Below are 11,675 nucleotides of genomic sequence, written 5' to 3'. Positions count from 1 at the left end.
TAGTGCAAGATCGCACCTCGCCGAAGGCGTTGTGCGCACGTGCGAGCACCCGATCAGGCGGCCAGCAGATCCCGCAGGAGGCGTTCCCGGATGCCGGCGTCCTCGCCCTCCGGGAGGTGCCACGGGCAGGCGACGCTCAGCGCGGCGACGCGGCCCGTGGCCATGATCCGGCGGACGGACTCGACGACCGTGTCGCGGGAGGGGCCGCCGCCGACCGGGAACTTGAGTCCGGGCAGGTCACCGGCGTCGATCACGTCCACGTCGACGTGCAGGACGATCGGCCCGGCGGGAAGGTCCACGTCCTCCACGCCGCAGCGCCGCACCTTCGACGACGCCAGGAAGTCCGCCTCCGCCGGGTCGAGGTCGCGGGCGTCCACCAGGACGGCGCGCTCCTCCGGCAGCGGGCGCAGCCCCAGCCGGTCGGCCAGAAGGCCGGAATCGGCCCCGAGGATCTGCCGCAGCGGCATCCCGCCGATGTAACCGGACGTCGAGCTCCGCACCGTGTGGACGTCCCCGTGCGCGTCGAACCAGACGATGGACGCGTCCACCCCGGCCTTCTGCACGCCCGCGAGGACCGCCTCGGCGGTCAGGCAGTCGCCCGACACCACCAGCGGCCGCGAACCCCCGCCGACCTGGTCGGCGACCTCGGCCGAGACCAGCTCGAACAGCGCGCCGATCCGCTGCCACACGTCGCCGTCCGGCAATTCCCGCGTGACCGGGATGACGTCCGGGCCGGGCACCGGGAAGGAGGAGTCGGGAAGTCGCTCGTCCTGGTGGTACGGCACCAAAGTGATGGTCATGCCGCCAACAGTAGAAGGCCCCGCCCGGTATTCCGAGCGGGGCCTGGAACAGGGGGTCAGCGCTTCCTGCCGCCCGCGGTCGCCTTCAGGTAGTCGTGGTTCAGGCGGCCGATGACGTCCAGCGGGATGCCCTTCGGGCAGGCGGCGGTGCACTCGCCGGTGTTGGTGCAGCCCCCGAAGCCCTCCTCGTCGTGGGTCTCCAGCATGGACACGACCCGGTCCCAGCGCTCCGGCTGGCCCTGCGGCATCAGCCCGAGGTGGGTGACCTTCGCGCCGAGGAACAGCGCGGCGGAGCCGTTCGGGCAGGCCGCGACGCACGCGCCGCAGCCGATGCACTCGGCGGCCTCGAACGCGCGGTCGGCGTCCGGCTTCGGGACGGGCGTCGAGTGCGCCTCGGGCGCGGTGCCGGTCGGGGCGGTGATGTAGCCGCCCGCCTGGATCATCCGGTCGAACGCCGACCGGTCGACCACCAGGTCCTTGACCACGGGGAACGCCTTGGCACGCCACGGCTCGACGTCGATGACCTCGCCGTCCTCGAACTTGCGCATGTGGAGCTGGCACGTGGTGGTGGCCCGCTCCGGGCCGTGCGGGGTGCCGTTGATGACCAGCGAGCACATGCCGCAGATGCCCTCGCGGCAGTCGTGGTCGAACGCGACCGGCTCCTCGCCGGACGCGATGAGCTTCTCGTTGAGGACGTCCAGCATCTCCAGGAACGAGGCGTCGGGGGAGACGTCGTCGAGCTTGTACTCGACCATCCGCCCCTTGTCCTGGGGGCCGCTCTGGCGCCAGACGCGCAGTGTGAGCTTCATGATTACCTGTACGACCTCTGTTACTTGTACGAGCGCTGCGTGGGCTTGACGTACTCGAAGTTGAGGGCCTCCTTGTGGAGGACGGGCCGCGCGCCCTCCCCGGCCCATTCCCAGGCGGCGACGTAGCCGAAGTTGTCGTCGTCGCGCTCAGCCTCGCCGTCCTCGTCCTGGCTCTCGGCCCGGAAGTGGCCGCCGCAGGACTCGGTGCGGTGCAGCGCGTCGATGACCATCAGCTCGGCCAGCTCGAAGAAGTCGGCGACGCGGCCGGCCTTCTCCAGCTGCTGGTTCAGCTCCTCGCCCCGGCCGGTGACCTTGACGCGCGTCCAGAACTCCTCGCGCAGCTCCGGGATGAGGCCGAGCGCCTTGCGCAGGCCCTCCTCGGTGCGCTCCATTCCGCAGTACTCCCACATGATGTGGCCGAGCTCGCGGTGGAAGGAGTCGACGGAACGGTCCCCGTCGACGGACAGCAGCCGCTCGATCCGGGACCGCACCCGCTCCTCGGCCTCGCCGATCGCCGACTCCGACACCGGGGAGAACGGGTTGCGGGCGATGTAGTCGCCGATGGTGTTCGGCAGGACGAAGTAGCCGTCCGCCAGCCCCTGCATCAGCGCGGACGCGCCGAGCCGGTTCGCGCCGTGGTCGGAGAAGTTGGCCTCGCCGATGACGAACAGCCCGGGGACGGTGGACTCCAGGTCGTAGTCGACCCACAGGCCGCCCATCGTGTAGTGGACGGCGGGGTAGATGCGCATCGGCGTGTCGTACGGGTTCTCGCCGGTGATGCGCTCGTACATCTCGAAGAGGTTGCCGTACTTGGCCTCGACCTTGTCGCGGCCGAGCCGCTCGATCGCGTCGGCGAAGTCGAGGTAGACGCCGAGCCCGCCGGGGCCGACGCCGCGTCCCTCGTCGCAGACGTTCTTCGCCGCGCGGGACGCGATGTCGCGCGGCACCAGGTTCCCGAAGGAGGGGTAGATGCGCTCCAGGTAGTAGTCGCGCTCGTCCTCGGGGATGTCGCCGGGACGGCGGGAGTCCCCGGCCTTCTCCGGCACCCACACCCGGCCGTCGTTGCGCAGCGACTCCGACATCAGCGTGAGCTTCGACTGGTGGTCGCCGCTGACCGGGATGCACGTCGGGTGGATCTGCGTGTAGCAGGGGTTGGCGAACAGGGCGCCGTGCCGGTGGGCGCGCCAGGACGCGGTGACGTTCGAGCCCATCGCGTTGGTGGACAGGAAGTACACGTTGCCGTAGCCGCCGGACGCCAGCACGACCGCGTCGGCGGTGTAGTGCTTGATCTCGCCGTTGATCAGGTTCCGGACGACGACGCCGCGCGCCCGCCCGTCCTCCATGATCAGGTCGAGCATCTCGTGCCGCGGGTACAGCTCGACGTTGCCGGCGTCGACCTGGCGCATCAGCGCCTGGTAGGCGCCGAGGAGCAGCTGCTGGCCCGTCTGCCCGCGGGCGTAGAAGGTGCGGGAGACCTGCGTCCCGCCGAAGGACCGGTTGTCGAGCAGGCCGCCGTACTCGCGGGCGAACGGGACGCCCTGCGCGACGCACTGGTCGATGATGTTCCGGGAGATGTCGGCGAGGCGGTAGACGTTGGACTCGCGCGAGCGGAAGTCGCCGCCCTTCACCGTCTCGTAGAACAGCCGGTACACGCTGTCGCCGTCGTTGCGGTAGTTCTTGGCGGCGTTGATGCCGCCCTGCGCGGCGATCGAGTGGGCGCGGCGCGGGGAGTCCTGGAAGCAGAACTGCTGGACGTGGTAGCCGGCCTCGCCGAGGGTGGCGCCGGCCGAGCCGCCCGCCAGCCCCGTGCCGATGATGATGATCTTCTTCTTGCGCTTGTTGGCCGGGTTGACCTGCTTGGCCTCGAACTTGCGGGTCGTCCAGCGGTCCTCGATGGCGCCCGCCGGGGCCTTGGCGTCGGCGATCGGCTCGCCGGTCGTGTAGAAGCCGTCACTCATGTTCAGCTCACCCATCCGAAGGTGATGGAAAGGGGGACCGAGATGAAGCCGAGCGTCACCAGCGCGGCGACCGTCCCGGCGAGGCTCCGCAGGGCGCGCTCGCTGCGCGGGGTCCGCAGCCCGAGCGTCTGGAACGCGCTCCAGACGCCGTGGTGGAGGTGCAGCCCGACGAGCAGGACGGCGACGACGTACCAGACGGTGATGTACCAGCGGGACGGGTCGAAGTCGGCGACCATCCGCTCGTACGGGGTGGCGTCGCCGCCCTTGGGGTTCACGACGAAGAACGTGAGGTCCAGGAGGTGCCAGACGATGTACACGGCGATGATGACGCCGCCGTACCTCATCGTCCGGGTGGCATAGCCCTGCGCGTGCGACTTCTTCTTCGACCGGTACTTGACGGGACGGGCGGCGGAGGCGCGGCGCGCGAGCGACACCGCCGACCACATGTGCAGGACGACCGACGCCCCGAGCACGACCTCGATGAGCGTCAGCACCGTCCGGTGCGGCACCGCGGGCTCGCCCATCGTGCGCAGCCAGTGCGCGTAGTGGTTGAAGTCCTCCGCCCCGAGGAAGATCTTCAGGTTCCCGATCATGTGCAGGATCAGGTACAGCACGAGCACGCCGCCGGTCACCGCCATGACGGCCTTCTTGCCGACGGTGGATCGGTAGATCGCAGGTATCGCTATAGCCACGGCCTGCACGCTATGTCCGGTTCGGCGATTCTTTCCAAGTCACCAGGACACTCGTTGCGATAGCCGCAGGCTATGCACACAAGCAGGCCGGGGCTTGTGGCCGTTCCGTGACGTCTGCCCAGGTGAGAGACTTCACAGGCGGTGCGGGAACCCTCCCGGACAGTGATCCAGAAGACATTGACGGAGGTCGGCGGCGTGTGGTCGGCAGGTGTGCCGGGGCCGCCGGGTCAGAGCTCCCCGGCCTCCGCGGCCTCCGCGCGCCGCGACAGCAGCAGGACGGCGAGGTCGTCGGTCAGGGCGTCGCCGTTGAGGCGCTCCACCTCGCCCACCAGCTCGTCGATGAGGCGGCGTCCCGTGGCGCCCTTGCCGCGCGCCGCGCGGGCGAGGCCGGTGAGGCCCTCGGTGCCGAGCCGCTCGGAGCCGGGGCCGACCCGTCCCTCGATCAGGCCGTCGGTGTAGAGCATCAAGGCCCATGACTCGCCGAGGTCGATCTCGGTGGTCGGCCATTCGGCGCCGGGCACCAGGCCGAGCGCCGGGCCGTGCGCGTAGTCCGGCAGGGCGGTGACCTCGCCGCCGGCGCCGGGCGCCCCGCGGAACAGCAGCGGGGCGGGGTGGCCGGCCAGGTGCATCCGCGCGGTCCGCCGGGACGGCGCGATCGTGATCATGCAGAGGGTGGTGAAGATCTCCTCGCTGCGCCGCTCGTGGCCGAGGACGGTGTCGAGGGTGCCGAGGAGCTGCTCGCCGGTGTGGCCGGCGAGGACGAGCGTCCGCCAGGCCATCCGCAGTTGGACGCCGAGGGCCGCCTCGTCGGGTCCGTGCCCGGCGACGTCGCCGATCATCAGGTGGACCGCGCCGCCGTCGGTCTGCACGGTGTCGTAGAAGTCGCCGCCGAGCAGCGCGCGCCGCCGGCCGGGCCGGTAGCGGGTGTGGTGCCGCAGCGACGGGTCGTCGATGAGCGGGACGGGCAGCAGCCCGCGCTCCAGCCGCGCGTTCTCCCGGCCGAGGATGCGGGCCTCGACGAGGCGCCGCTCGGTCTCCTCCGAGCGCTTGCGCTCTATGGCGTAGCGGATGGCGCGGGCCAGCAGCGGCGCGTCCACCTCCTGCTTGACCAGGTAGTCCTCGGCGCCCGCGGCGACCGCCTGCACGCCGAGGTGGGCGTCGTCCAGGCCGGTGAGGACGACCACGGCCGCCGTGCCGGAAAGGCCGAGCACCTGCCGGAGCGCCTCCAGCCGGTCGATGCCGGGCGTGGACAGGTCGACGATGATGCACTGGGTGCGCCGGGTCAGCGTCCGCGCGGCGGTGGCGAGGTCCTGCGCGACGGTGATGCCCGCGTCCATGCCGCTCTCGGCGAGCATCTTCTCGACCATGAGGACGTCGGAGGGGTCGTCGTCGATGAGGAGCAGGTCGATCCTGTCCTCGGTCCCCGGCGTGAAGGGATGAGTCTGATGGCTGATGGTGCTCACAGGGCTTCCGGAAAGTCGGGCTGGCGACGGCACTGGCAACGGCCGTGGCGATCCGCTTTATTCCTGCGGCGGCAGGGGAGCGGTACCGGCCGCGCCGGGGCAGCGGCATCGGCCTAGCCGCCAGGGTCCCGGCTCAAGGAGCGGAGTGGGGCTCGCTCCGTACGAGCTTGACCTTAGCGTGTCCGCGCGGCGTGCCGCACCCCCTGGGCGCATCCGTGGACGAGTTTTCGGACGGACCGGAATTGGATCCGCCCTGCTGAAAAACCAGTCGAGATTCCGGCGATCCGCTGCATAACCTTCGACGCGTGAAGCCGTTGCCGGAGAAAGATCCTGGCGGCCCCGACCACACCACCCCAGCCCGCTACCTGCTGTGGCTGCTGCGCGTCCAGTGGCGCAGCGTCACCGCCGGCGCGGCCCTCGGCGTGGTGTGGATGCTCAGCCAGGCCCTGATCCCCGCCGCCGTCGGCCGCGCCATCGGCGACGGCGTCGTGGCGCGGGACGAGCGCGCCCTGGTGACGTGGGGCGCCATCCTGGCCGGGCTCGGCGTGGTGCAGGCCGTGGCGGGCGCCGTCCGCCACCGGTTCGCGGTGTTCAACTGGCTCGCCGCGGCCTACCGGACGGTCCAGCTCGTCACCCGGCAGTCCACCCGCCTCGGCGGGACGCTGCCGAAGCGGGTGAGCGCGGGCGAGGTGGTCAGCATCGGCCTGTCGGACGTGTCGCACATCGGGGACGCCCTGGACATCATCGCCCGCGGGTCGGGGGCCGTGGTCGCGATCGCCGCCGTGACCGGCATCCTGCTGACGACGTCGCCGCCGCTCGGGCTGATCGTGCTGGTCGGCGTCCCGCTGATCCTGGCGGTCGCGGCGCCGCTGCTGCGCCCCTACCGCGAGCGGGAGCTGGCGCACCGGGAGCTGGTCGGCGAGCTGAGCACGCACGCCACCGATCTCGTCGCGGGCCTGCGGGTGCTGCGCGGCATCGGCGGCGAGGCGCTGTTCTCCGGCCGGTACCGCGCGGAGTCGCAGCGGGTGCGCGCCGCCGGGGTGGCGGTCGCGCGCGCCGAGACCCGGATGAACGGCGCCGAGGTGCTGCTGCCGGGCCTGCTGATCGCGCTGGTGACCTGGGTCGGCGCCCGGTTCGCCGCGCGCGGGACGATCGGCGTGGGCGAGCTGGTCGCGTTCTACGGCTACGCGGTGTTCCTGATCGTGCCGCTGAAGACCCTCGGCGAGGCGGCCGGCAAGATCACCAAGGGGCTGGTCGCGGCGGGCCGGGTGACCGCGCTGCTGCGGCTCGACCCCGAGCTGCCGGACACCGGGACGGCCCGCCCGGCGGCGGGTGCCGAGCTGGTCGACATCGCGTCCGGTCTGGTCGTGCGGCCGGGGCGGGTCACCGCGATCGCGGCGGCCGACCCGCGCGACGCGCAGGCGATCGCCGACCGGCTGGGCCGCTACCGGGACGGCGACGTCGACTTCGGCGGCGTCTCGCTGCACGACGTCGCCGACGTCCGGAAGCGGATCCTGGTCGCCGTCAACGAGGACCGCCTGTTCTCCGGGCCCCTCGCCGAGACGCTGGCGCCCGGCGGTGACGAGGCGACGCTGCGGGCGGCGATCCGGGACGCCTGTGCGGAGGACATCGTCGAGGCGGTCGGCCTGGACGCCCACGTGGTCGAAGCCGGTCGGGAGTTCTCGGGAGGCCAGCAGCAGCGCCTTCGCCTAGCGCGGGCGCTCGCCGCCGACCCCGACGTCCTCGTCCTGGTGGAGCCCACCAGCGCGGTGGACGCGCACACCGAGGCCCGCATCGCCGACAGGCTCGGCCAAGCGCGCGCGGGCCGTACCACGGTGGTCTGCACGACCAGCCCGCTGATGCTGGACCGTGCCGACCACGTCGCCTTCGTCCAGGACGGCCTGGTCGTCGCGGAGGGACCCCACCGCGACCTCCTCCAGAGCGAGCCGCGCTACGAGGCGACCGTCACCAGAGGAGAAGCGACCTCCAGAGAAGAGACCGCGGAAAGGGCGGGAACGTGAGTGCCGAGACACTGCCGGTCGCGACGACCGCGCAGGTGCGGGCGTATGCGCGGCGGCTCGTGCTGCGCCATCCCCGAGCGCTGGCCGGGGTGCTCGTCCTGCACGCGCTCGCCGCCGTGACCGGGCTGGTCACCCCCCGGCTGCTCGGCGCCCTCGTCGAGGACGTCAGGGACGGCCGGGCCGACATCACCGCGATCGGCCTGGCCATCGCCGCGTTCGTGGTCGTGCAGGGCGTGCTGACCCGGTACGCCTACCTCGCGTCCGCGAAGCTGGGCGAGCGCGTGCTGGCCGAGCTGCGGGAGGAGTTCGTCGACCGCGTCCTGGCGCTGCCGCTGTCCACCGTCGAGCGCGCGGGCACCGGCGACCTCGTCACCCGCGCGTCCCGCGACGTGGACACGCTCAGCACGTCCGCCCGGTACGCGATGCCGGAGACCCTCGTCGCCATCGTCGTCGGCGGGTTCACCGTCGGGGCGCTGCTTCTGAACGGGCCGCTCGTCGCGCTGCCCGCGCTGGTCGCCGTCCCGATGCTGTGGGCGGTCATGCGCTGGTACCTGCCGCGCGCCCACCAGGGCTACCTGCGGGAGAACGCGTCCTGGTCGCAGATCGCGGACGGGCTGACCGAGACCGTCCAGGGCGCCCGGACGGTCGAGGCGCTCGGCCTCGCCGACCGCAGGCACGAGCGGGGCGACGCCGACATCGCGCGGTCCTACAGGGCCGAGCGATACACCCTGCGGCTGCGCATGGTGCTGTTCCCCGCGGCCGAGATGGGCTTCGTGCTGCCCATCGTGTCGACGCTGCTGGTCGGCGGCTTCCTCTACATCCACGACATGGCGACGCTCGCGCAGGTGACCGCCGCGACCCTGTACGCGCAGCAGCTGATCCAGCCGGTCGACACGGTGCTGTCGTGGCTGGACGAGCTGCAGCTCGGCGGCGCGTCCCTGGCCCGCCTGCTGGGCGTCGGGAACGTCCCGCCGGACCGCGAGCCCGGCGGGCGCGTCCCCGACGGGGAGCGGCTCACGGCGCGGGACGTCCGCTACTCCTACCGGCCGGGGCAGGACGTCCTGCACGGCGTGGACCTCGCCCTGCGGCCCGGTGAGCGGCTGGCGATGGTCGGGCCGAGCGGCGCGGGCAAGTCGACGCTCGGCCGCCTCCTCGCCGGGGTGGACGGCCCGCGCTCGGGGTCGATCACCCTCGACGGCGACGCCGGCGCGGGGGCCGGCGGCGTCTCGCTGGTGGAGCTGCCGCTGGACGACCTGCGCGGCCACGTCGCCCTGGTCACCCAGGAGCATCACGTGTTCCGCGGCACGCTGCGCGAGAACCTCGTGATGGCCCGCGAGGGCGCGTCCGACGAGGAGATCGGGCGGGTCCTCCGGGCGGTCGACTGGGACGGCCCCGGCCTCGACACGGTGGTCGGCTCGGGCGGCGAGACGCTGACGCCCGCGCAGGCGCAGCAGCTCGCGCTGGCCCGGCTGGTCCTCGCCGACCCGCACACGCTGGTCCTGGACGAGGCGACGTCGCTGCTCGACCCGCGCGCCGCCCGCCGGCTGGAACGCTCGCTCGCCGCCGTCCTGGACGGCCGCACCGTCGTGGCGATCGCGCACCGCCTCCACACCGCCCACGACGCCGACCGCGTGGCGGTGGTGGAGGACGGCCGCATCACCGAGCTCGGCACCCACGCCGAGCTCATCGCCGCCCGGGGCTCCTACGCCTCCCTATGGAGCTCCTGGCACGGCGGCGAGACCCGCGCTAGGTGAGATTCGATTCGAGGAACTGGACCTGTGCGTACAGGAGGTTCTCGGCGACGACCTCCTGCGGGGTCATGTGGGTGACGCCCGACAGCGGCAGGACGGTGTGCGGGCGTCCCGCCGCGAGGAGGGCCGAGGACAGGCGCAGCGTGTGCGCCGCCACCACGTTGTCGTCGGCGAGGCCGTGGATCAGCATCAGCGGGCGCTTGAGGTCGGCGGCCCTCTCGATGAGGGAGTTGGCGGTGTAGTTGTCCGGCTCCTCGTCGGGGTGGCCCAGGTACCGCTCGGTGTAGTGGGTGTCGTACAGCCGCCAGTCGGTGACCGGGGCGCCCGCGATGCCCGCGTGGAAGACGTCCGGGCGGTGCAGGACGGCCAGGCCCGCGAGCCAGCCGCCGAACGACCAGCCCCGGATCGCGACGCGGTCGAGGTCGAACGCGGCTGGGTGCACGCGCGCCGCCTCGATCAGCGCCGTGATCTGGTCCTCGATGACGGGCCCGACGAAGTCGCCGCGGACGGCGCGGTCCCAGGCGGGGCCGCGTCCCGGCGTGCCGCGGCCGTCGGCGATCACGACGGCGAAGCCCTGGTCGGCGAGCCACTGCGCCTCGCAGTACATGCGCTGGACGGCGAGGACGCGCTGCGCGTGCGGCCCGCCGTAGGGGTCCACGAGGACGGGCAGGCGGCCCCGGCCCGGCTCCCACCCGGACGGCAGCAGCACCGCGGTGCGGATCTCGCGGTCGCCGGAGCGCAGCAGCTCCACCCGCGGGGTGATCACGGGGGTCTCGGCGAGGGAGGCGACGGGGTGCGTGCCGGACGGCGTGCGCACCTCGACCTCCGAACCGGGCCGGTCCAGCCGCGCGCCCGAGACCACGGTGACGCCGCCGGAGCGGGTGCCCCCGAACACGCCCCGCCCCTCGGTGAGCCGGGTCACGTCGGGCGCGTCGAAGTGGTAGTCGAGGGAGTAGAGGTGGATCTCGGTGGACTCCTCCGAGGCGGTGAAGAGGATGGACTCGCCCTCCACGCCCAGCACGGCGCGGACCTGGAGGCCGCCGGGCGTGACGGGGTGCCCCGCGACGGTGATCCGCCGCGTGTCCGTCCCGGGGTCCTCGGTGATCCAGACGAGGTCGCCGGACTGCGTACGGGCGGGCAGGCCGGGGACGATGTCGGTCCACACCGGGTCGTGCTCGTTGTGCAGGAGGGTCGTCTCCCCGTTGGACGGGTCGACCTTCAGCACCCGCTGGGAGCGCTGGTCGCGCGGCTGGACGACGACCAGCAGGCCGTGCCGGTCCCAGGACGCGGTGACGACGTAGGGGAACTCGCCGCGGTCCCACGCGACGGCGACGCGCCCCCCGTCGACCTTGAGCAGCACCAGCGACACCAGCGCGTTCGGCGTGCCGGCCGCCGGGTAGGCGATCTCGGACGGCGGCCGGTCGGGGTTCGCGGGGTCGGCGATGTGCCACCGCTGCACCGGCGTCTCGTCGACCCGGGCGACCAGCAGCGTCCCGCCGTCGGGCGACCACCAGTGGCCGCGCATCCGGCCCATCTCCTCGGCCGCGACGAACTCGGCGAGGCCGTAGGAGACCTGGTCGGACTCCGGCTGGACGAGCGCCCGGTCGCCGGTGCCGTCCATCTCGATGAGCCGCAGCGTCCGCCCCGACGCGTACGCGACGCGCCGGCCCGCGGGATCGGGGCGCGCGTCGAAGACCGGCGGCCGGGCCGGCAGCTCCCGGACCAGGCCGGTGTCCAGGTCGGCGACGTGCAGCCGCCCGCCCAGCGTGAAGACGGCCTGCCGCATGGCCTGGTCGGTGGCGTACCCGACGATCCCGCCCGCCTGCTCGCGGGCGCGTTCCCGCCGGGCCCGCTCCTCGGCGGGCAGGTTCTCCTCGCCGGGGACGTCCAGCGCGGCCGGGTCGGCGACGCACCTCTCCTCGCCGGTCGCGGTGTCCAGCGTCCACAGGCAGGTGACCGGGTCGTCGCCCGCCCTGGTGCGCAGGAACGCGACGCGCGACTCGTCCGGCGCGATCTGGAAGGCGCGCGGGACGCCGAGGCTGAACCTGCGCGTGCGGGCGCTCTGCCGCGGATAGCTGATGCTCATGGCATCCGAGTCTGCCAGGACGGTGCGGAAGTACGGCGCACGGCGGTCTCCTGCCTCTATGATCACGGGTCGTCGCGTGGTGGACGGGGAACGAC

8 protein-coding genes are annotated in these 11,675 nt (G+C 72.8%); 2 read left to right on the top strand and 6 right to left on the bottom strand.

The genetic code is table 11. The annotated features are described in order from the left end of the window. Positions 1-53: 53 nt before the first annotated feature. From K8Z49_RS18950 to K8Z49_RS18930, 5 genes are all read right to left on the bottom strand, one after another. A complete protein-coding gene (locus tag K8Z49_RS18950; RefSeq protein WP_075020906.1) occupies positions 54-800 on the bottom strand; it encodes an arginase family protein in 747 nt (248 codons plus the stop codon). Between the two features lie 56 nt (positions 801-856). Continuing rightward, positions 857-1,609, bottom strand: a complete 753-nt coding sequence (locus K8Z49_RS18945; RefSeq protein WP_021594277.1) for a succinate dehydrogenase/fumarate reductase iron-sulfur subunit — start codon at positions 1,607-1,609, stop codon at positions 857-859. Between the two features lie 20 nt (positions 1,610-1,629). Beyond that, a complete protein-coding gene (locus tag K8Z49_RS18940; RefSeq protein WP_412521100.1) occupies positions 1,630-3,567 on the bottom strand; it encodes a fumarate reductase/succinate dehydrogenase flavoprotein subunit in 1,938 nt (645 codons plus the stop codon). 2 nt (positions 3,568-3,569) lie between these two features. Next, the gene (locus tag K8Z49_RS18935; protein ID WP_024934118.1) at positions 3,570-4,259 is read right to left on the bottom strand and encodes a succinate dehydrogenase cytochrome b subunit; all 690 of its coding nucleotides are present in this window, start codon (positions 4,257-4,259) and stop codon (positions 3,570-3,572) included. A gap of 227 nt (positions 4,260-4,486) precedes the next feature. Beyond that, the gene (locus K8Z49_RS18930; RefSeq protein WP_021594274.1) at positions 4,487-5,722 is read right to left on the bottom strand and encodes a PP2C family protein-serine/threonine phosphatase; all 1,236 of its coding nucleotides are present in this window, start codon (positions 5,720-5,722) and stop codon (positions 4,487-4,489) included. 305 nt (positions 5,723-6,027) lie between these two features. Here K8Z49_RS18930 and K8Z49_RS18925 point away from each other — a divergent pair, with 305 nt between their 5' ends. Both K8Z49_RS18925 and K8Z49_RS18920 read left to right on the top strand, forming a co-directional pair. Beyond that, on the top strand, positions 6,028-7,743 hold the full coding sequence (locus tag K8Z49_RS18925) for an ABC transporter transmembrane domain-containing protein (protein WP_412520067.1): 1,716 nt from the start codon (positions 6,028-6,030) through the stop codon (positions 7,741-7,743). Beyond that, positions 7,740-9,497 carry an ABC transporter ATP-binding protein gene (locus K8Z49_RS18920; protein WP_412520065.1) on the top strand — a complete coding sequence of 586 codons (1,758 nt, stop codon included), beginning with the start codon at positions 7,740-7,742 and terminating at the stop codon, positions 9,495-9,497. The genes K8Z49_RS18925 and K8Z49_RS18920 overlap by 4 nt, the downstream gene beginning before the upstream one ends. Here K8Z49_RS18920 and K8Z49_RS18915 read toward each other — a convergent pair. Next, the gene (locus K8Z49_RS18915) at positions 9,490-11,580 is read right to left on the bottom strand and encodes a S9 family peptidase (protein WP_024934117.1); all 2,091 of its coding nucleotides are present in this window, start codon (positions 11,578-11,580) and stop codon (positions 9,490-9,492) included. The genes K8Z49_RS18920 and K8Z49_RS18915 overlap by 8 nt on opposite strands. Positions 11,581-11,675: the final 95 nt, after the last annotated feature.

The organism is Actinomadura madurae, from assembly GCF_047130825.1.
Classification (GTDB): domain Bacteria; phylum Actinomycetota; class Actinomycetes; order Streptosporangiales; family Streptosporangiaceae; genus Spirillospora; species Spirillospora madurae.
Note: the sequence above shows the minus strand (reverse complement) of the source record. Positions and strands in the feature narration are given on the sequence as shown.